Here is a 22,125-nt window from a genome sequence, read left to right on the forward strand (position 1 = left end):
CACCTCCTGTTTTTTAGTCTTCTACTTTTGCTAGTACGTCTTCCACATCAATGATGATATAATCCTCATCATCTATCTTGATTTCAGTTCCTGCATATTTAGAAAAGATTACCTTGTCTCCCGCTTTTAAATCATAATCTTCATCTAGTTTCCCAACTTCTTTAACTTCTGCCTTTTGAGGTTTTTCTTTTGCTGAATCTGGTAGTACTATACCACCTTCAGTCTTTCTTTCTTCGGTAATGGGTTTAATGAGTAGCCTGTTTCCTAATGGTTTCACTGTCATGTGATGATACCCCCTTTTTTATTTCAATTTTTTATTTTTGTTTTTTAGCAGTCAAATATTAAGAGTGCTAAGTTTCATATGTATCATAACACATATAAATAAAAGTATCAAGATTCAAAAAATCCAATTATGGACGATTATAGTCGATTAAAAGCGATTATTTTCGATTAGAAGGCTAAATCTCGTTTTTTCTCGGTTTTCCTCCAAATTGCTCGTTTTTTCTGGTAGTTTAACTTTTTTGTAATCTTATTAATACGTATTTTTAAATTTATCCGCTATTTTGACAAATACTTTTAATACTTCAGGATCAAACTGTTCTGGAGAAGTTTTGTTATCTCCTTCTAATAATATTTTCATACTTTCTTCATGAGAATAAGCTTTCTTATATGGCCTTTCAGTTCTGAGTGCATCGTACACATCTGCCACAGCGACTATCCTGGCTTCAATCGGAATATCTTCCCCTTTCAAGCCAAAGGGGTATCCCGTTCCATCGTATCTTTCTTGATGGTAGAGTGCGATGTTTCTTGCAACTTTAAAAATTTCTGCATTTCCGATTATATCTGCCCCATATTCGGTATGTTTTTTCATCACTTCCCATTCTGAATCATTTAAAGAACCTTTCTTTCTTAAAATTTCAATAGGAACTAGTATCTTCCCAATATCATGGTAGTATGCATATGTTTTTATCTCTTGAGCAAAATTTTCATCTAAACCTAAATTCTTAGCTATTTCGTAACTTATTTGGCCTATTCTGTTCATATGTTCAGAAGTTTCCATATCAAAACGTTCTGCCACATCACTAAGTTTTTTTAAAGAGTAGTTATAGGCCTCAATAGCCTCTCTTTCCTCAAATTTAAGATCCATATAAATTTCAATCAATCTTCCGAATATTTCCATTACTTCTTTTGAGGTATCAGAAAATTTCATATTTGCCTTTGAATTTACCGAGATGTTACCTATAAATCTTTCTTTGCTGTATAAGTCCATAATTAAGCTACTTGCCAAATTAGTCGCACCAGATTTGGTTAATATATTGGTATTTTCCATTGAAAGATCTTCATTAAATGAATCCAAATTATGAACTTCTTGAACATGTTTCCCAACTTTTATGACTTTATCAACAGGAATGGTGAAATTGTATATTTCTTTGTTGAATCCATATGCGGCGTAAATTTTCCATTGGTGATCGGTGATGAGTCCTATGCTTCCTGCTTCGGCTTCTGGTATCAATTTAACTAAACCTTCTATAGCATTATTCAAAATCGTCTTTGTATCTTCGCTTTCAATGAAAGAATAAAATATTTGATACATCTTTACAAGCTTTTCGCTCAATTCTTTATTTTTATGGCTAAGATCACTAATTTCCTTATAAGAATTTCTTAGTCTCATATTTGCCTTGTGTATGGTGTTAACCATTTTTCTATTTCTAAAGTAAAAGAAAACCAAGGTAACAACAAAACCAATCAAAATTATTATAAAAGTAATAAGCATTCTATTGATGCTTTTTTGACGTTCAACACTTAAAGATGTACTTATTCCAACCCATAAATTTTTAATTAGATCAAAACCTTCGCTTTTTAGAACATTATTGAGGGTACTTTCAAATATCTGCAAGGTTTCTTCTTTTTCACTGTTCTTTTTGGAGGCAAAGGTTAGAGGTGTCGAATCAAATACTTTCACATATCGAATGTCAGGTTTTAAATTGTTTGCTATGATATAGTGTGAAACTATTCTTTCATCTTCTATAGCAGCAGAAGATAATTTTTCGTTCAGCAGATCTGATATGACACTTTCATTTGTTTGGTACACTCTAATATCTTTAAATCCTTCGTTTTTTAGAACATCTATTAAAAAGCTACCATCTAAAACCCCGACTGGATAATTTTTTAGTTCTTCGTAGGTATAATCGTTATCGTACCTCGTCATTATGAATGAGTCAACAAAAATAACGGTTTTATAAAATTTTAAAGTATCTTTTCTTTCTGGAGTTGGTGCTATTAGTCCTATTAAGTCGTAATTTTCGTCATTTAAAAAGGTATCGTATGCATCTGTCCAATTTTTTACCGTTATTTCAAAGGTTAAATCTGAGTTTTTTTCTATTTCGTTCAGAATATCAATCACAAAGCCTTCTAATTTACCATTATCTATGTACACATCTGGGTAATATTCGCCTAAAATGATATTAAGTTTTTCCGAAAAAGCAAAAATGGTGATAGTAGTAAAAATTAAAGTTATAATAACACTTTTAGGTTTCAAAATAGGTGAACTCCCTTTAATTTTTTTTGCTTATACATAATTTTATCATATTTGTGAATCTATTTGAAAAAACTAATGAATTTTTCGATATGGTATAATAATAACAAGGGTTATCTGAAGTATTTGAAGTTAAGAATCAAATTATAAAAGGAGTGGTTTTTTTGATATTCAAAAAGTTTGGAAAGACAGATATGAACGTATCTGTTGTAGGATACGGAGCTTGGGAATTAGGTGGAAATTGGGGTCCAATTGAGAAGGAAAATGGCGTTAAAATATTGAACTTAGCTTACGACAATGGAGTTAACTTTTTTGATACCGCCCCTGCATATGGTCGAGGTCAATCGGAAGAAATAGTTGGTGAATTTTTGAAAGGAAAAAAGAGAGAAGATCTTTACATCGCTACTAAATGCGGATTAGAATGGGACCAAAAGGGAAGAATTAGGAATAATTTAAAAAAAGAAAGGGTATTGAAGGAAATAGATGATTCTCTGAAAAGACTAAAATGTGATTATGTTGATCTATATCAAATTCATTGGCCCGATCCCAACACTCCATTAGAAGAAACTGCAGAGGCGTTACAACAGATTTTAGATAGCAAAAAAGCTAGATACATCGGTGTGTCTAACTTTAGTGCGCAACAAATAGAAACGTTGATAAAGTATGTGGATATTGTTTCCACACAAAATTATTACAACTTATTGGTTAGAGACGTTGAAAAGGAGCTGTTTCCAGTAGTTGATAAGTATGATTTAACGGTGATTCCCTACAGCCCTCTTGCCAAAGGGTTGCTGACAGGAAAGATTTCCAAGGATTATGAACCATCAAAGAAGGATCCTAGAGCTATGGATGAAATATTTAAAAATAGGGAGCTTTTTGTCAAAAGTGTAGAAGAGGTTGAAGAATTAAAGATATTAGCCAATAGAATTGGAAGGCCCTTGTCTCAGATGGCTATAAATTGGTTATTACATCACAAACAAGTATCTACCGTTATCGCTGGTTCAAAAGATGAAAAACATGTTTTAGAAAATATTGAAGCGGGAAGTTGGGAACTTAGCGAAGACATTTATCTAAAAATCGAAAAAATAGTTGGTGAATAGGAGGCAATATATGGCTATTCTCTGTGCTGGTGAAATTCTCTTTGATTTTATATCGAAATCTCCAAACAAAGGTCTTGGAGAAAGTGAGCTTTTTGAAAAGCGACCTGGAGGATCTCCTTTTAATGTGGCTGTAGGTCTTGCAAAGTTAGGCGCCAATGTTTCTTTTTTAACGAAGATAGCTCAAGATCAATTTGGTAAATTTCTTTTTGAGTATTTAAAAGAAAATGGAGTGAATACTGACTATTCTTTTACGGCTGAGGGGTTGAAAACTTGTTTGGCTTTTGCAGCGGTTGATGTCCAAGGAAAGGCTGAGTATGAGTTTTATCGAGATAATGCAGCGGATACACAGTTAAAATTAAAAGATGTAGAGAATTTGGATTATGAAAAATTTAATATCTTTCACTTTGGTTCTATAGCTCTTATAGATGAACCTACATCGAGTACTTTGATTAGATTGTTTGACAATTTTGTTTCTGGTGATTTGGTAACTTCTTTTGATCCTAACATTAGAAAGTCTTTGTTGAAAAATAGGGAAAGTTACAACAGTCTTATAAAGAATATAATTAAAAAGGTTGATATATTGAAGATGAGCGATGATGATTTGTTTTATATAACTGGAAAAAAAGATGTTGAAGAAGCTATTAACACACTTTCCATCAAAGAAGGTTCTATTTTGTTTGTGACTTTAGGAAGTGAAGGTTCTTTAGTTTATAAAGATACTATTATTAGAAGAGTTCCTGGTTATAAAGTAAAGGTTGCTGAAACTGTAGGTTGTGGAGATTCTTTTATGGCAGGTATTTTGTATAAATTGAAGAATTTATCTAAGAATGATTTTCTTAAGATTTCTTTAGAAAAACTTGTTGAATATGCAGACTTTGCCAATAAATGTGCTGCTATTGTTGCTACAAGACAAGGGGCTGCGAGTGCTATGCCAACTTTATCTGAAGTTAGTCAGTTTGAATTTTTATAAAGTTGTTTTTATATTTAATTATGTGATAGTAGTGAAGATAGTGTAATGTTGATAGTTCAAAAGTTCTGTTTTTCTTTGTTAATGAGATTTTGTTTAAGTTCAAAAGTGCCAAAAATTTTGAACCTCGTTATCAACTTAAATGTTCAAAAAAATTTTTAAAGTATTTTATCGAATTTTATGTTGATAACTTTGATTGTCAACTCTGTTTTCGACTAAGATATCGACAAACTTAGTGGAAAAAAACTTTTGAACATTGAAAGTTGAAAAGTATGTCGATAATATTGTTGAAAAACCAAATTATTATTGAACTCATTCCATTAAAAACGTTTTAAACAGTCACTTTTATAACTCAAGAAAATAGTTCATAACTTTTTCAACTATCAACATCCGGGGTTAGGTATTATGAGTGAAAAGGGAGGGAGATACAATGATTAAAGTCGGACTTCTTGGGTACGGTACGGTTGGCGGTGGGGTGTACAATATTCTCAAAACCAAGAAAGAAGATATAGAAAGAAAACTAGGTGAGGAAATTCAGATCAAAAAGATCTTGGTGAAAGAAAAGGACAAAATGAGAAAGTACGGTGTGGATGCTTCATTGCTTACTGTAGATTATAAAGAGATCGTAGAAGATCCTGAAATTCAGATCGTGGTGGAGTTAATTGGTGGAGAAACACCGACATTAGATTACATTAAAGAAGCTATCAACCGTCATAAAAATGTTGTAACAGCCAATAAGTTAATATTAGCCAAGTATGGTAGAGAAATATTTCAACTAGCAAAGAACAATAATGCCAAAGTGTATTATGAAGGAAGCGTAGGTGGAGGAATCCCTATAATTAAAACTCTGAAAGAGTCCATGATTGCAAATAAAATTGAAAGAATTTATGGAATTCTAAACGGGACCACAAATTACATTTTGACTCAAATGACAGAAAAATCTATTAATTTTGAAGAGGCTTTAAAAGAAGCGCAAAGTCTAGGTTATGCGGAGAGCGATCCATATTTTGATGTAAGTGGTTTGGATAGTACATATAAAATAAGTATTTTGTCTTCATTAGCGTTTGGAAGTTTTATAGATGTTAATTCAATCTATGTAGAAGGGATTGATAGAATAGAAAGGGAAGACATAGAAATAGCTGAGGAATTAGGATATACTATCAAATTGTTGGCTATTGGGAAAAGGTATGAAGACAAGATATTGGATATAAGGGTACATCCGACTTTTATTTCTAAAAATAGCCCTCTTTCAAAAATCAACGGTGTATACAACGTCGTACAGATTCACGGAGACGCCGTTGGAGATATAATGATTTACGGACAAGGTGCCGGAGAAATGCCAACTGCGAGTGCGGTTGTTGCAGATATTATGGAAGCTGCCAAGAGTATTAAATACCATATTGAAAACGAATACAGTATCGGAAGGTTAAACGGCTTGAAGTTAATTGAGATAGATGAGATTGAAAACTCCTTCTATATAAGATTGAGAGTGAATGACAAACCCGGTGTTTTTGCAAAAATAGCTAAAGCTTTTGGAGATAACGAAGTTAGCATCGCTTCTGTAATTCAAAAGCAAAGACTTAATCCTGTTGTACCAATATTTTTACAGACGCATCCAATCAAAGAGAAAAACTTGAAAAGAGCCATTGCTTCATTGAAAGAAATAGATGATGTGATAGAAATAAAAAATATAATAAGGGTGGAGGATTTCGATGAGAAATTTTAGTTTTTGGCCCGGTATAATAAATGCTTATAAAGAGTACATGCCCATCGATGAGAAAACAGAGATAATTACTTTGCAAGAAGGGAACACTCCTTTGATATTCGCAGAAAAAATAAGTAATATTTTGGATATTGAGCTTTATCTAAAATATGATGGTGCTAATCCTACGGGGTCTTTTAAAGACAGGGGAATGACGTTAGCTGTAACCAAAGCCGTTCAGAATGGTGATAAAGCTATAATCTGTGCTTCTACCGGCAACACTTCTGCCTCTGCTGCAGCTTATGGAAGTAGGGCAGGGTTAAAAACAGCGGTCATAATTCCTGAAGGAAAGATCGCCTTAGGAAAATTATCGCAGGCTCTAATGCATGGAGCTATAGTTATACCGATAAAAGGTAATTTTGACGTCGCCTTAGAGATTACGAGAAAGATCGCCGATAATTACCCTATAACCCTGGTGAACTCCCTTAATCCATATAGGATAGAAGGTCAAAAAAGTGCGGCTTTTGAGGTATGTGATCAATTAGGTGGTAAATCTCCAGATATATTGGCGATTCCAGTGGGGAATGCAGGAAACATCACGGCTTATTGGAGAGGTTTCAAAGAATACTTTAAAGATCACAAAACAGACAAGTTACCCAAGATGATCGGTTTTGAAGCAGAAGGCTCAGCCGCTATCGTAAAAAATCAGATCATAAAAAATCCAGAGACTGTAGCAACCGCCATAAGAATAGGGAATCCGGTCAATTGGGAGAAAGCCGTAGAAGCCGCAAAAGAATCCGGAGGGTTTATAAATTTTGTCACCGACGAGGAGATATTGAACACGTATAAAGAATTGGCATCACTCGAAGGTGTGTTTGCAGAACCTGCTTCTGCAGCTTCGGTAGCGGGCGTTAAAAAAATGATCAAATTGGATAAGATAAAAAAAGGAAGTAAAATTGTTGCGGTACTCACGGGACATGGATTAAAGGATCCCGATACCGCGATAAGAGTGATACCAAAGGTCAATCCAGTAGAACCAGAAATGGAAACTATATTGAAATTGATAGGGCTGTAATTTTCAAGAGGTAATGGTTTAAATAGTACTAAGAGTTTTGGAGGTGAGATTTATTCCCATATACAAACATTCAATCTTCATTGTTTGCACAGGACCGGTACTAAGTTCATAGGTAAAGTCGTGTTAGATCACAATTAATTGTCGTTGAAATAGTGTAATGGTTAGATAGTATTTATGTCTTAGAAATTGATTTGCTTTTTGTTAGTTGAATGTTGTATAATTTATCCACGAGGACAGGCTTCCTCCTCTTAAGGATGTTTATTTCCTTGAACCCCTCTGGGGTGTTTCTTCTCTCAATTTTACCATGTTTAAACTTTCATATGTTTCCTTTGGTTGAGATTTAGTTTTTTCGTTAACAATATTGCTTTCAAGCAACTATTGGTATGGAGACTTAGGTTTCTCATATTCTTTTTTTAACAGCGTATATAATATTGATATTATTTTAGCGTTTTTTTCACATAAATATATTAAAAATGGATCAATTTAGTGAAAATATTAACAATCCAGATTCTGTTAATAAATGCCTCAAAGTTTTTGTATTTCAAAACTAGAAGGAGGAGATGGAATGGAAAAGTATTATGAAAAAGAACTCTTGGAAGAACTCCATGATATTCAAGAAACGTATGGATTCATCTCTGAAGAGGATATCTTGAGAATCGCGCAAAAAAGAGACATCCCTAAAGCTCGTTTGTACGGAGTGATCAGTTTTTATTCTATGTTTCATCTTGAACCAACGGGAAAATACATCGTACGTGTCTGTGACAGTGTCTCATGTAGATTAAACGAGTCCGCAGACTTAGTTAGAGCCTTGAAAGATTATCTCAAAGTGGAAGAGAATGAAACCACAAAAGACAAAAAATTCACCTTAGAAGTAGCTGAATGTTTAGGACATTGCGATGAAGGACCTGTTATGATGGTTAACGATACGTATTACACTCATCTAACCGTTACCAAAGCAATTCAAATACTCGATTCACTGGAATAGGAGGGAAATAAATGGAAAGAATCTTTCTAAAAAAAGACTTGGGCAAAAGTTTGAAAGAATACGACTTTCCAGGCTTGAAGAATGCTTTGAAGTTGGAACCCCAACAAGTTATCAATAAAATAAAAGAAAGTGGTTTAAGAGGAAGAGGCGGAGCCGGTTTTCCTACAGGTATAAAATGGGAAACAGTGTTTTCAATTAAAAATGACACCAAATTTATTATATGTAATGCAGACGAAGGAGAACCTGGAACTTTCAAAGATAGATTTTTGATGGAAAATCTTCCCTTTAAAGTTTTGGAAGGTATAATAATCAGTGGTTATGCCACTGGATCAAAATATGGTTATATTTACATTAGAGGTGAATATGTAGAGGCAATAAAAATCATTAAGAAAGCGATCGAAAAACTTTATGAAAAAAATATATTGGGAGAAAATATTCTAAACTCAGATTTCTCGTTTGATTTGAAGTTGGTGAGAGGTGCAGGCGCCTACGTATGTGGGGACGAAACATCTTTAATCAATTCCATTGAAGGAGACAGAGGAAAATCTCGTATAAAACCTCCCTTACCAGTTTTTGAGGGATTGTATGGTAAACCGACCGCTGTCAATAACGTTGAAACATTGGCCGCGGCAGCAGAAATAATGAGTTACGATAACAACCCTTATTCAGAAATGGGAACAGAAAAAAGTAGAGGCACAAAATTAGTCTCTATCAGTGGTGACGTCAACAAACCGGGCGTTTACGAAGTAGAATTTGGAAAATTAACAGTTAAAGATATCGTACAAGAATTGGCAGGAGGAGTTAAAGGAGAAAAAATTGGTTTTGTTATCCCAGGAGGAATTTCCACTGAAGCATTAACTGAAGAGGAATTAGATGTACCTTACACCTATGAAAATCTTCAAAAAATGGGGAGTAACATCGGATCTGGTGGAATGATCGTAGTTTCTTCACAAAGAAATTATTTGGAAATCGTGAAAAATGTCTCTGACTTTTTCCGAGACGAAACATGTGGAACGTGTTTCCCATGTAGAGAAGGAAACAAGAATATAAACAAAATCGTATCGGATATATATAAAAGAGGATATCCAACTTCAAGGGAAATAGAAATAATCTCTGATATACAGTACGCCGTAAGCTCTGCAGCACGTTGTGGATTTGGAGAGTCTTCTTTAAACCTTATTCTTTCCATATTTGAGAAATTTTACACAAAGAAGGTGGAAATATGAAAGTAAAGATAAATAACAGAGAATATGAATTTGATCATGAAATTAGTATTTTAGATGCCACAAAGAAAGCTCACATAAAAATACCTACACTTTGTTATTCTGAAAAACTTGAACCTTTTGGAAGTTGCAGACTTTGCTCAGTTGAAATAAAAGGTGAAAGAACCTTGAAACCAGCTTGTGTAACAAAAATTACCGATGGTATGGAAATCTTTACTCATTCTCAAAGAGTAAGAAAAACAAGAAAAACTATCATTGAATTGATAATAGCTTCTCATGGGATAAACTGCAACTTAAATTGCCTTACTTGTTCAAAATCCGGCAGCTGTGAGATAAAAGAGGTTGCTGAAGAAATAGGTGTAACTGAAATAAGGGTCCCTCCAATATCTAATGGTTTACCGGAAGATAGAAGCAGTTATTCAGTTGTGAGAGAACCTCAAAAATGTATCGTTTGTAACCGTTGCGTCAGAAAATGCTCAGAGGTCCAGTCGGTTAACATATTAACGATTGCAAACAGAGGGCCCGATACATACGTCACAACTTTCATGGACAAAGGTATGGGGAACGTAGATTGTACAAATTGTGGACAATGTATCTTAGAATGCCCCACAGGAGCCTTACATGAAGTTTATCAAATGGACCAAGTTTGGACTGCTCTCTCTGACGAAAGTAAATATGTAATCGTGCAAACAGCTCCTGCCGTTAGAGTTGCAATAGCCGAAGAATTCGATGCAGAACCAGGGAAAATTGCCACAAAACAAATGGTGGCAGGATTAAGATTGTTAGGATTTGATAAAGTCTTCGATACTAACTTTGCTGCTGACTTAACAATAATGGAAGAAGCGAATGAATTCATTGAAAGATTCAAAAATAATGGGAAGCTTCCTTTATTCACGTCTTGTAGCCCAGGATGGGTTAAATTCTTAGAACATAATTATCCCGAATTTATTGATAACCTCTCATCATGTAAATCACCTCAACAGATGTTTGGAGCTATTGCCAAGACATATTATGCAAACAAATTGGGAATTTCAAAAGAAGATATGGTTGTCGTTTCTGTCATGCCATGTACCGCCAAGAAATTTGAACGGGTTAGACCAGAAATTAAGGGCGATGTCGATTACGTATTAACTACCCGTGAACTGGCAAAAATGTTTAAACTTGCTGGTATAGATTTGCTGAACGTTCCACCGGAGGAGTACGATGAACCCTTAGGTATCTCTTCTGGTGCCGGCGCAATTTTTGGGGCAACGGGTGGTGTTATGGAAGCCGCTTTGAGAACTGCATACGAAGTAATAACCGGTAAGGAATTAGAAAAATTGGACTTTGAAGCTGTTAGAGGCATTGAAGGAATAAAAGAAGCAACGGTAGAAATTGATGGAATAAATTTAAAAGTTGCTGTCGTGAATGGTTTAGGGAACGCCCGAAAGGTTTTAGAAATGATCAAAAGTGGTGAAAAAGAGTATCACTTTGTGGAATTCATGGCATGTCCAGGTGGATGCATTGGTGGCGGTGGTCAACCTATCCCAACAAACAGCGAAATACTTCTAAAAAGGATGCAAGCGATATACGAAGTAGACAGATCCCTGCCAATAAGAAAATCTCATGAAAACCCTGCTATCAAAATTTTATACGAAGAATTTTTAGGAGAACCATTAAGCGAGAAATCTCATGAATTGTTGCACACAACATATCTTGCAAGGAGTTAATACGGACCTTTGTCCCTTAATTATTTATCAATGGGCAAAAATAAAGAAAACAGAGTCCCTTTTCCGACTTCACTATTGTCAATGAAAAGGAAAAGAGTTACAATGATTAAAGTTGGTCTTCCTGGCTGCGAGGTAAAAAGGTCTATATACAAAGTTTAGAGTTTCTAAAGCTATTAAATTAGAGAGATACAGGAGGAAAATAACCATGAAAAAATTAACTTTGTTAATCGTCTCTTTTTTCTTTACACTCTTGATCTTTTCTGTTACAATAACTAATCCTTTAGGTCCAACCGTTGTTCCTGTAACAGGGTTGATGGCGAATACGATAGAAGAAGAGGTAGAAATAAATGTGAGTCTTTGGAAGGATGCCAATGAAGCGGTAGCCTTACTGGTATCCAATCAAGCAGATTTTGCCGTGCTTCCTATAACCGTAGGTGCAAATTTATATGCTCAAGGTTTAGAGTTAATATTGTTAGGTGTTCACGAGTGGAAAGCATTTTATTTGGTAGGAAGTGGCGATGTTGATTTTGAAGATGTAAAAAGTTTAAAAGGTCATGAGGTCTATTCTCCTCATGGTCGAGGTCAAACCGTCGACATTTTGATGAGGTATCTTTTGGTGAGAAATGGTTTGGTCCCCGATAAAGATGTAAAATTCAGCTACCTTCCTCCACAGGAGATAGTTTCTCTGTTTAAAGCAGGTAAGGTAGAATATGCCGCTTTACCAGAACCGTTTGCCACATTAGCTGTAACAGGGACCGAAGGGGAAATAATTTTAGACTTTCAAGATGAATGGAATAAAATCTCAGGTTCAAAGTATGGTCTTCCCATAGCTGGACTTTTTGTTAAAAAAGAGATTTTGGAAAGTGAACCTGATATCGTTTCAATAGTCGAGAGCGCTTTTTCTGAAAGTGTTGATTGGGCTAATACAAATTTAGATCAATCATTGAAAATAACCAACGAATATTTAACTATCCCTGTTCCAGTACTTAAAGAAGCGATGAATAGATTGGTTTTTGAATACATTCCTATTGTGGAATGTAAAGAAGAAGTAGACAACTTTTTAATCACGATGCACGAACTTTATCCAGAAGGGTTGCCTACTTTACCGACAGAAGGATTTTATTACAAATGAAAACCGTTTTTGGGATCGTTTTGATCGTTTTACTTTGGTACTTTTTTTCTTTTGTAATAGGTTCTTCTTTTGTGTTGCCTTTCCCTCATGAAGTTTTGATCAATTTAATAAATCAGCTAAGTACACCGAGGTTTTATGTGGCATTATGGAACACGGTATGGAAGACCCTGATTGTTTTGTTTATTTCTTCTTTTATCGGGATAATTTTGGGATTTTTAATGGGAATGAGCGATACGATCTATGAAATTTTTAGGCCTATGCTGATGATGATACAAGCTATACCGGTGGTTTCTTGGCTTGCCTTTGTTGTATTTCTATGGGGTGTGGGATGGCGTGGCCCTATTTTAATAAGCACCATGGCCATTTTACCTAGTACTGTTTTTACTACAGCTTCTGGGATTAAGAACATCGACAGAAAATTGCTTGAGATGGTACACTTATACAAAGTATCAAGAACTAAGATATTTAGGCATGTATACTTAGCGTCAATCGTTCCTTTTGTAATTGCAGCGGTTGAAGTTTCAATAGGGAATGTATGGAAAGTGGTGTTAGTAACAGAGTTTCTAGTTGGTGGAAATGGATTGGGCGTAGAACTCGCTTGGGCAAGACAGTATGTCGATGTTCCTAGGATCTATGCCATTACTATCGTAGCCGTTATATTAGGTATAGCTACAGAGCGTGTATTTAAAATTATTTCAAGAAGGATGTTAGAAAGATGGGAAATGTACTAAAAGCGGATCGTTTAACCAAAAGATTTGGGGATCTTCTGGTTATAGATAACTGGAGTCTTGAGTTGAAAGAGGGAGAAAAAATTGTTCTATTAGGACCTTCAGGTTGTGGAAAAACCACTTTTTTTAGGATCGTTTCAGGATTAGAAAGACAAAGTGAAGGAAAAGTTGAAACTTTTGTCGATAAGATCGGTTATGTTTTTCAAGAGCCTCGATTATTGCCTTGGAGAACGGTTTACGATAACCTAAAAATAATTTTAGATGATGAAAAGAAAATTAAACAAATTATCGGTATGATGGGTTTAGAAGGTTTTGAAATTCTTTTACCTTCTAAATTAAGTGGAGGTATGAAACAAAGGGTGAATATTGCCAGATCTTTATTAGTTGAACCACAGATCTTGCTTATGGACGAACCTTTCACATCTTTGGATCTAAATATTAAATTGTCAATAATAAAAGATATGGAAAAGATGTGGAAGAAAAATTATTTTTCAATATTGATGGTTACTCATGACATAAAAGAGGCATTAATGCTGGGAAATAAAGTAGTTATTTTGTCTCAACGACCTTCTAGAATATTAAAGGTCTTTGATATAGATCTTTCGGAAGAAGAGAAAAATATATATGATAAAAGCTTTTTAGAGTTAGAAAGCCAGATTACAAAATTTGTAATGAGTCAATCTGAAGAGGTAATGGTTTAGAAAGTATAAAGATTTTTGAAGAATTTATTTTCTTTTTTTAAAATCATCATGAAACCTTCTGCTTTTTAAAAAAATTAGAAGTTCAAACCGGTTTTATAGAGATATTTCGTTATTAAATCAAGGAAATTTTTGCTTTCTAGTGCCTTTTTCGCCAATTGATCTGCCAATGTATTGTAATGGTCTCCTGAGTGTCCCCTTACCCAATTGAATTGTATTGTTAAAAATTTACTAAAATAATCATAGCAATTTTTATAGGCTATGGTTATTTTTTTATTCGTTTTCCATTCTCCAGTACACCATTTCTCTAATCCGATGTAATCATGGTGTATTATTATCTTTTCGTAACCTTTTTCTTTGGCGTATTCCATTGCGTAGATTGATGCACTTATTTCTCCAGCAACATTTCTGCTAGATGAATATTCTGGGTTATTACCAGAAAAGAAGAAATGTTCTTCTTCACCATGCAAAAATACAATGCCGCTACCGTATATTTTTGTTTCTACGTCATAACTTCCATCGACATAAGCGATGAGAGTTTTATCTTCACTTGCTGTCTTTTTTGTAATTGTCGTATACCCCTTTTTTGAGATTTTCTGTTACTTTTTTCATTTCTATATCCTCTTGCTTTAATTCTTTGATTAGTTCTTCAACTGTCCATTGAGAACTTGTAGGAGTAATGGAAGCAAAAATTATATTTTCAGGTAAGTTTTCCATATTTTTTATCGTTTTCATTATCCTAAGGATTTGTTCTTTGGACATACCGTTAATTATAATTGTCGGAATGTTTTTTATATCGTCATACATGGGAATAGCCTCCTAAGTTGTGTTAGCGCCCCTTCGCCCCGCTCCCCACCCATAAGGATAGAAAATCTTTATTCCTTTACCCTGCTTTCCACCCATAAGGATAAAGAATCTTTATTCTTTTCCTCAGCTCTCTACCCATAAGGATAAAGAAGTCTTCGCTCTTTTATCCTGTTCAATAAGAAAAGAGTAATCTTAGATTATCTATTGTTAGAAAGGATTTTAGAATATTTTCGTCAATTATTGTATCTTCTATTTCCTTTGTACTTCCTTGAACCCCCTTCGGGGCGCCTCCTCTAGATTGTACTTTATCTAATAATAAAAATATTTTACTTTTATACGCCTTCAATGAGAAATCTTCCAAATTTATTCCTTGGTCCCTGTGCTTTGTGGAAGTCAACATTTCTATTTTATCAAATATTTCTTTGTTAATTTCTTTCAAATCATTAAGTTTTGTTTCTTCTTCTATACAGAATTTCTTTTGAAGTTCGACGGGAAGAAATGAAAAATCAATTAAATCTTTATCGAATTTATTGCTTAAATCTTGCCTTAAATGATTTTTGTTCTCTTCGGAGATAGGTATCTTGTTAATTTGTTCTTCGTATTTTTCTTTTACTTTGTTTAATTCTTTAGGAGAAAGACTAACCAAAAATCTATCGTAATAACTTATTTCTTTTATATTTTTGAAATCTTCTATCACATCTAATTTTCTCGTTAAAAAGTTTTTTTCGTTGAATTTAGATTCTAAATATATCATTCCAAATCCTTCTAATACTGAAGAAGAAAAGAAAAGATCAGAAATATTCAGAATATATGGAAAAAGTGAAGGATCTTTTGATGAAATGGCCCAAGCTCCCTTAACTTTTTCAGATTCAAAAGTTTCTTTTACAACTTTTTCGTAGGGCCTTTCTTTATCAGAATTAGCTGGTAATGTGACAAGGAGATTACTCTTTCCATATAAGCGATTTATAAGTACCGCTTCTAAAATATTTTTTCTTCTTATCGTCCTTGTTGGATACAAAATGTTTTTATTTGTGGGGTCAACGTTATATCCCAATTTCTTTAGTTTATTTATGACCTCATCTTTGTCAATGTCTTTTATTTTATCTTTATTTTTAGCAAATTCAACAGCGTTTGGAAGATAAAAAGTATTTTCTGAAGGTATACCGCTTTTTATAAGTCTATTGTAATCGGAGAAATTGATAGTAGCATACTGTATATTTTTCTTTATGGGATACATGGAAGAATTTATAAATTTTCTTATAAAAGAATAGTTTTCCCATCTTGCACATTCAGGGAAGTCGTGAATTTGAATAATTGTGGGGATATTTTTTGTTGTGATAAATTCTTTAAACGCTTCTGTAAATGCGGGATTTTTTCCTAAATTATAATTATGAGCCCAGTATATAGCCTTTTCATCGTGATAGTTATTCAATTTGGTTTTTATCGATTCTTTGAGTTCGAGAAAAGTTTTATAATCGGTGCTGTCGTAGTATATATATCTGAGTTCTGGAAAGTCAATAAAATCTACATTTTTGTAAGATAAGACTTCTTCTATACCATCTATCCCCATTTTTTTTGAACCAAAGAGAGTAATTTTGTATTCGTCTTTTAGAGATTTTACGATATTTCTGACAACGGTCGAAACTCCGCCTTTTATGTAATGGTAGTGGAAGATGTAAAGGTTTTTCATACCTTCTCCCCTTTTGAAAACTTTTCTTTGTACTCTGGGATGGTGATGATTGGGGGTCTTTCAACACTTAGTATCTCCGTTGGAACTAATATTTTTTCATTTTCTTTTTTTTGAATCATTATATGTTTATCGGTCAATTCAGTTTTTAAATCCAATTTTCCATATTTTTCCAATCTTTTTAATACTACTTTAGTGAGTTCAAAAGCCATTTTACTCAGTGAGTGTAAGGGTTGATTGTCGTGTATTCGAAGTTCAAGATCGACTTGAGCTATTATCTCGGTGCCAAATTTTTCAGCTATGTCAATGAGATGAGCAATTTCCACACCGTATCCAACGAAAAATGGCAACTTTTCTAAAATCTCCCTTCTTCCTGCGTATTCACCACTTAACGGTTGAATTATCGTTGATAACTCGGGGTAAAACAAAGAAAACAAAGGCCTTGCAACCAATTCGGTAACCCTTCCTCCGCCTGTTGGTTGCATCGCCGACTTTCCCACAATGGGTCTATCATAAAAGGCTTTGACGTAACCTATTTCTGGATAATTCAACAAGGTGCCAACTAAGCCGTATACGAATTTTGGATGTATGTTCTCTATATCTGAATCCACCCATACGATTATGTCGCCATTAAGTGCGTATAGGCTTTTCCATAAATTTTCTCCTTTTCCTTTGTAAAAACCGTATTCTGGTAAAATATCACTGGAGTAAAAAACTTTTGCACCGTACTCTTTTGCTATAGAAACCGTTTCATCTTCTGAGCCAGAATCAATAACAGCAATTTCATCCAATAATGGATATTTTTCCATAAGTTCTGTTTTCATAATGAGTATCTCTTTGCCAATTGTTTTTTCTTCGTTTAAAGAAGGAAAGGCAAGGGATATCTTGATATCTTGTTTTTCTTTTAATTTAACGAGCTCTTTAATGTTCTCAAACTTCGAATGGTGAAAAGAGCGTTTTAAAACATTATCCTTCATTTATGATCTTCCTTTCTATTTAATCTTTTTCTTCTCCTATAATGTCCTGATCTATCTCTTCTTCAGCAAAGTTTTCTGTTGTTACGTTATCAACTACCATCAAAATTTGATTCAAACCTTTCATTACACCATCTCTTTCGAAGTATTCTATGCCATCTAATATCTCGCCTTTCGCTATACCTAGGGAAACTGCTGGAATACCTGATTTAATTATCAATGCCTCATCTTTGTCTAAAGGAACCAATTTAGTCTTGATTTTTAAATGATTATGAACATCTCTGATCTGTTCGATCAAAGGATGGTCTTTTGGTATGAAAGTGGTCGGTATGTATGAAAGTAGATTCAATTTTATCTTTAAATTGTATCTTTCTGCTAATTCTGTGACGGTGGATCTTAAATTTTCACTTATAGTTTCTAGGTCCTGATCTCCTTCACTTTTTATCTCCAATATTACTTCTGTGTTGTCTTCGAATTTGTCGAGTTTCAAGATACTTGCAGATGTCCCTTCCATATCGGCATTTTCTTTAAGATTGGACGTTATTCTGTACAATATTTCTAGGGTTGAAGGAGATTTAGAAGTCTTATGTATTGAATCTCGGGAATAAAATTTTAATTTGTAGACATATTTTCCCAAAGAACGATGCCCAAGATCTCCTAAATTGATACCATTGACTTTAATAGCATAGTCCAAACTTTTGATATTTTCCTGTAAAAACTCTCCTAAACTCAAAAATTTATTTTTTCTTGCCTGGTTAAGAAAGAGGAAAAATACGTTCTTTCTTAAATCTACTTTTTCTAGGTGTAAAAACTTTATCATAGTTAAGAGAGCCGCAACGTTAAGTGAAGACGAAACGATCTTTAACCCTTCTATTTTTCCTTTTAATACTCTGGCGAATCTTTCAATAAGGGGATCGCGTATCTCATCTACGGTTGTGAAAATAAGTGCCGTAGAGGAAGTATCATCGTTAACAAATGAGACATATACGTTCCCTTCATCATCTTCCCTAATATTTGGTAAGTTCATTTCTTTTAATCTGTTTATTAAAAAATTTTTTTGTTCGTTGGGGTTTTTTAAAGGGAGTTGGTTGTAAAGTATCGTATTAGTTAACAATTCATCCTCGTATTTTTCCAATTTCCATAAGGCATCTTCTAATCTAAGCATTTTGATTCCTCCTTTCAGTCATGTTTTTAACAGGTAATAAAAATAAAGACCTTCCAAAAAAGGTTTTATAATTAGTTTTGTTTAATTGATCAGTATTAGAAACATAGGTAAATATAGTATGAGTATGGGCGGCAAAGATATAAATAGTAGTTTAAATAAGAAGAAAACATTTGTTAGTCTATCTATTAAACATTATAACATATTTTGTAGGAATTTGTCAAAATCTGCCAAAAAAGGTGAGAATAAAATTTATCAAAACAACAATTATCAAAGAAGGAAGGAAGTTTCCTACTTTTATATCTTTTATTTCTAAAAGTCTTATTCCAATGGCAATTATCATTGCCCCTCCAACGGCTGTAAAATCATTTAAATAATAAGGATCCGAAAGGAAAGAAAGCATTCCAGCCAAACTAACTATAGAACCTTGAATCAAGAAAACACTCACAGCAGAAAATGTAACTCCCACACCATAAACCGAGGCTAAGACCATAGAAGAAATTCCATCCAGAACAGATTTTAAGAAAATCACAGAGTTATCTCCCGAAAGACCGGCATTTAGACATCCAATTATCGTCATAGGGCCTATAACAAAAAGAACAGTGGCGGTAATAAATCCCCTTACAAAAGGTGTTTCTCCTTGTGATCTTTCAACGATGTTTGCCAATTTTCCCAGACCTTTTTCAATTCTCAATAACTCTCCAATTACTCCTCCCAGTGCCAAAGATACCAAAACCACTATCAAATTGCTCGCATCTAATCCCATCCCTACTCCGATTAAAAAAGTAGTTAGACCAACACTTTGAAATAAAATCAGTCTCAAATTATCCGGTAATTTATTTCCAATAAATGTCCCCACTGTACCCCCAATTAAAACGGCTACAGTGTTTACAATGACAGCGATGTTGAACACTACTAATTCCCCTCCCTCTTTCTGACATTGAAGAATCCATTAAAAGTTTTTTAATAATTATACCAAAGAATCGAATGGATGTTTAATTACAAAAAACTTACAAAAATGAAGAAATTTTAAGATTTTTTTCTAAATGATGGGAGAATTTTAGATAATTTCTTAACACATAATTATTAAATTAAAAGGGACTGTTAAACAGTCCCTATATTTTTATGAAAAAATAAGTATTCTTAACTTTAACTTTTGCTGCTGGATATTTTTCTTCTGCTGTTTTGGGGTTGTTTAGGATTTCATCTATTACCTTCTCTTTTCCTTTGTAAGAACTTAGAAAAAGGATATTGTTCGCATTGTTCAGCAATTTATACGTGGCTGTAATTCTTGGTAATTTAGGTGTTCCAGAAGGCGGTGTGACAGTGAAGAGCTTTTTGCTTTCTTTTAAACTGTCACTTGAAGGGAACAAAGATGCTGTGTGGCCATCTTCTCCTATTCCTAGTAATATCAGATCAAAAACGGGATTTTGTACTCCAAAAAAGTTTATTATTTCTTTTTCGTACTCTTGTGACGCTTTTTCTATAGGGAGTTCTGTTTTTATCCTATGTACATTATTTGTTGGAATATTAATCTTGCTTATTAGCAAGTCGTATGCCCATTTGTAATTACTATCGTCACTTTTTTGATCGACGTATCTTTCGTCTCCCCAAAAAATATGGACCTTCTCCCAATTTATTTTATCTTTGTACTCTGTTGCCAATTTTTCATAAACAGGAAGTGGTGTTCTTCCACCTGAAAGCATTATGGTGAATAATTTGTTTTTTTCTATGCTTTCTTCATACAAGTTGTAAATTAAATTTACGGCTTCATTGTGGAACTTTTGAGGATCATCAAAAAATTTTGCTTGCATACAAAGCCTCGCTTTCAAAATCTAAGTTACGCCAACTTCTATCGTCTTTTGCTAATAATTCAAAAGATTCTTTTGGTCCCCATGTACCAGCTTTGTATAATCTCAGCCCATTGTGTTTTTCTTCTTCCCATTTTTCTAAAACAGGGGTGAAGATTTTCCAAGAAATTTCCATAGCGTCGCTTCTTACAAAAAGTGTTTGATCACCCAACATGGCGTCCAAAAGAAGTCTTTCATATGCATCAGGACCTTTGAATTTGAAGAATTCATCGTAATTGAAATCCATTGTTAGTGTATTCAAACAAAGTTTGGAACCAGGTTGTTTCGCTTGAATTTTTAGTGAAAATCCCTCGTCTGGTTGGATATTTAGAATGAGAGCGTTTTTCTCTAAGTTTATATCGTTTTTAGCAAATATCGAATGGGGAACGTCTTTAAAGATTATCGCGATTTCTGTAACCTTTCTTTTCAATCTTTTTCCTGCCCTTAAATAGAAAGGCACCCCACTCCATCTCCAATTATCAATTAAAAATTTAGCCGCTACAAATGTTTCTACAAAGGAGTCTGGATTAACATTCTTTTCTTTTGTATAAGCTGGAACTTCTTTACCATTTATCATTCCATCAATGTATTGACCTCTTACAAAGTATTCGTCTATCTTATCTTTTTCAAAAGGCCTTATAGTCTTCAATAGTTTCGTTTTTTCGTCTCTAACGCTTGTATCTTCAAGGGAAGCTGGTGGTTCCATTGCTACTAATGTCAAAAGTTGCATCATATGGTTTTGGAACATATCTCTTAATAAGCCAGCTTGTTCAAAATATCCCGCCCTGTGTTCTACACCCAATGTTTCAGCTACGGTAATCTGAACGTTGTCTATGTATTTATAATTCCAAATAGGTTCAAAAACAATGTTTGCAAATCTAAGCATCATTATATTTTGAACGGTCTCTTTACCAAGATAATGGTCAATTCTGTATATTTGGGTTTCATTTAGATACTTATGAAGTTCTTCATCTAATTCTTTGGATGTGTTAAAATTACTGCCAAAGGGTTTTTCTATAATTATTCTTGAATAAGAATTTTCGCTTTCTTTGGTCAAATTAAATTTCCCCAAACGTTTAATTATTTCTAAATAGACATTTGGAGGGGTTGAAAGATAAAAAAGATGATTTTCTTGGGTGTTGAAGAGTTTATCCAAGTAATTTAATTTATTTTTTAGTTCCAAATAAAGGGTATCATCATCGTAGAAACCCGAAGTATAAAAGACTTTTTCAATAAATTTTGAGATTATATAGTTATCCTCGTTTTCTTGCAATAATCTATTTTTAATTTCTTGACGGTATTCCTCATCTGAGAAATTAGATCTTGCTATTCCTAGCAAGAAAAATTCCTCAGGCAATAGGTTCTTTTTGAACAATGTATATATAGAAGGGATCAATTTTCTAAAAGTTAAATCCCCAGAGGCTCCAAATATAATTAATGATGAAGCTCCAGGTTTTATTTCTTCACAGATATTTTTTCCTGAAAGATGTTTTGTTATTTGTTCCATGTACTAATGTCCACCTCTTTGTTTAGAATATTTTATTGTCCTTCGAAACACTAAAAGCTACTTTAAACAGAGTTTTTAGAATTCAAAAATTTTTAAAACACCTGCATCAATCTAAGTTAAATCTAGTCTGCTTTAGCGCCCCTTCGCCCCGCTCCCCACCCACAGTGTTTATAGAATATTTTATGAATTAATTGTTATTCGTATTATAACACGACAAAAAAGATAATAATTTACAAAATTTTGAATTGTTTTATTTTGATAATATTGCCTTGAAAAAAAAGGA

The 22,125-nt window shown here is 33.7% G+C and carries 20 protein-coding genes; 10 read left to right on the forward strand and 10 right to left on the reverse strand.

Features of this window, described 5'->3' with window-relative positions; translation table 11 throughout:
- Window positions 1-13: 13 nt before the first annotated feature.
- Both groES and BZ25_RS08820 read right to left on the reverse strand, forming a co-directional pair.
- Window positions 14-283: a co-chaperone GroES gene (groES, locus tag BZ25_RS08815; RefSeq protein WP_121567532.1), complete on the reverse strand. Its 270-nt coding sequence runs from the start codon at window positions 281-283 to the stop codon at window positions 14-16.
- Window positions 284-532: 249 nt separating this feature from the next.
- Complete coding sequence (locus tag BZ25_RS08820) at window positions 533-2,539, reverse strand: HD domain-containing phosphohydrolase (protein WP_121567533.1); 2,007 nt, start codon at window positions 2,537-2,539, stop codon at window positions 533-535.
- A 161-nt stretch (window positions 2,540-2,700) separates the two neighbouring features.
- On the opposite strand from BZ25_RS08820, the gene BZ25_RS08825 reads away from it, so the two are divergent.
- The 10 genes from BZ25_RS08825 (at window position 2,701) to BZ25_RS08870 (ending at window position 13,858) form a co-directional block, all read left to right on the forward strand.
- Complete coding sequence (locus BZ25_RS08825) at window positions 2,701-3,636, forward strand: aldo/keto reductase (protein ID WP_121567534.1); 936 nt, start codon at window positions 2,701-2,703, stop codon at window positions 3,634-3,636.
- A gap of 10 nt (window positions 3,637-3,646) precedes the next feature.
- A complete protein-coding gene (locus tag BZ25_RS08830) occupies window positions 3,647-4,606 on the forward strand; it encodes a carbohydrate kinase (RefSeq protein WP_121567535.1) in 960 nt (319 codons plus the stop codon).
- Window positions 4,607-5,033: 427 nt separating this feature from the next.
- Window positions 5,034-6,329, forward strand: coding sequence for a homoserine dehydrogenase (locus tag BZ25_RS08835; RefSeq protein ID WP_121567536.1), 1,296 nt, complete (start codon window positions 5,034-5,036; stop codon window positions 6,327-6,329).
- Entirely contained in the window at window positions 6,316-7,380 is a 1,065-nt protein-coding gene (thrC, locus tag BZ25_RS08840; protein ID WP_121567537.1) for a threonine synthase, read from the forward strand. Before BZ25_RS08835 ends, thrC begins: the two co-directional genes overlap by 14 nt.
- Window positions 7,381-7,945: 565 nt before the next feature.
- Complete coding sequence (locus tag BZ25_RS08845) at window positions 7,946-8,365, forward strand: NAD(P)H-dependent oxidoreductase subunit E (RefSeq protein ID WP_041534079.1); 420 nt, start codon at window positions 7,946-7,948, stop codon at window positions 8,363-8,365.
- Window positions 8,366-8,376: 11 nt separating this feature from the next.
- Window positions 8,377-9,591: an NADH-quinone oxidoreductase subunit F gene (locus BZ25_RS08850; protein WP_121567538.1), complete on the forward strand. Its 1,215-nt coding sequence runs from the start codon at window positions 8,377-8,379 to the stop codon at window positions 9,589-9,591.
- Window positions 9,588-11,297, forward strand: coding sequence for an NADH-dependent [FeFe] hydrogenase, group A6 (locus BZ25_RS08855; RefSeq protein WP_012208968.1), 1,710 nt, complete (start codon window positions 9,588-9,590; stop codon window positions 11,295-11,297). The genes BZ25_RS08850 and BZ25_RS08855 overlap by 4 nt, the downstream gene beginning before the upstream one ends.
- Before the next feature lie 205 nt (window positions 11,298-11,502).
- Window positions 11,503-12,429, forward strand: coding sequence for an ABC transporter substrate-binding protein (locus BZ25_RS08860; RefSeq protein ID WP_121567539.1), 927 nt, complete (start codon window positions 11,503-11,505; stop codon window positions 12,427-12,429).
- Entirely contained in the window at window positions 12,426-13,160 is a 735-nt protein-coding gene (locus BZ25_RS08865; protein ID WP_121514741.1) for an ABC transporter permease, read from the forward strand. Before BZ25_RS08860 ends, BZ25_RS08865 begins: the two co-directional genes overlap by 4 nt.
- On the forward strand, window positions 13,145-13,858 hold the full coding sequence (locus tag BZ25_RS08870; RefSeq protein WP_121514742.1) for an ABC transporter ATP-binding protein: 714 nt from the start codon (window positions 13,145-13,147) through the stop codon (window positions 13,856-13,858). Before BZ25_RS08865 ends, BZ25_RS08870 begins: the two co-directional genes overlap by 16 nt.
- A 74-nt stretch (window positions 13,859-13,932) precedes the next feature.
- Here the strand turns inward: BZ25_RS08870 and BZ25_RS08875 are convergent, their stop codons facing one another.
- From BZ25_RS08875 to zwf, 8 genes are all read right to left on the reverse strand, one after another.
- Complete coding sequence (locus BZ25_RS08875) at window positions 13,933-14,448, reverse strand: RNase H family protein (RefSeq protein ID WP_121514743.1); 516 nt, start codon at window positions 14,446-14,448, stop codon at window positions 13,933-13,935.
- Window positions 14,402-14,662 carry a DUF3783 domain-containing protein gene (locus BZ25_RS08880; RefSeq protein ID WP_121514744.1) on the reverse strand — a complete coding sequence of 87 codons (261 nt, stop codon included), beginning with the start codon at window positions 14,660-14,662 and terminating at the stop codon, window positions 14,402-14,404. Before BZ25_RS08880 ends, BZ25_RS08875 begins: the two co-directional genes overlap by 47 nt.
- A 172-nt stretch (window positions 14,663-14,834) precedes the next feature.
- Window positions 14,835-16,352, reverse strand: a complete 1,518-nt coding sequence (locus BZ25_RS08885; protein ID WP_121514745.1) for a hypothetical protein — start codon at window positions 16,350-16,352, stop codon at window positions 14,835-14,837.
- Window positions 16,349-17,326 (reverse strand): glucosyl-3-phosphoglycerate synthase, encoded by a 978-nt coding sequence (locus tag BZ25_RS08890; protein ID WP_121514746.1) that lies wholly within the window; start codon window positions 17,324-17,326, stop codon window positions 16,349-16,351. Before BZ25_RS08890 ends, BZ25_RS08885 begins: the two co-directional genes overlap by 4 nt.
- 19 nt (window positions 17,327-17,345) lie before the next feature.
- On the reverse strand, window positions 17,346-18,488 hold the full coding sequence (locus BZ25_RS08895; protein WP_121567540.1) for a hypothetical protein: 1,143 nt from the start codon (window positions 18,486-18,488) through the stop codon (window positions 17,346-17,348).
- Between the two features lie 217 nt (window positions 18,489-18,705).
- Window positions 18,706-19,398, reverse strand: coding sequence for a DUF554 domain-containing protein (locus BZ25_RS08900; protein WP_103065011.1), 693 nt, complete (start codon window positions 19,396-19,398; stop codon window positions 18,706-18,708).
- A gap of 202 nt (window positions 19,399-19,600) precedes the next feature.
- Window positions 19,601-20,299: a 6-phosphogluconolactonase gene (pgl, locus tag BZ25_RS08905; RefSeq protein ID WP_121514748.1), complete on the reverse strand. Its 699-nt coding sequence runs from the start codon at window positions 20,297-20,299 to the stop codon at window positions 19,601-19,603.
- Complete coding sequence (zwf, locus tag BZ25_RS08910) at window positions 20,280-21,842, reverse strand: glucose-6-phosphate dehydrogenase (protein ID WP_121514749.1); 1,563 nt, start codon at window positions 21,840-21,842, stop codon at window positions 20,280-20,282. The genes pgl and zwf overlap by 20 nt, the downstream gene beginning before the upstream one ends.
- Window positions 21,843-22,125: the final 283 nt, after the last annotated feature.

This window comes from Petrotoga sp. Shatin.DS.tank11.9.2.9.3 (genome assembly GCF_003665005.1).
In the GTDB taxonomy this organism is placed as follows: Bacteria; Thermotogota; Thermotogae; order Petrotogales; family Petrotogaceae; genus Petrotoga; species Petrotoga mobilis.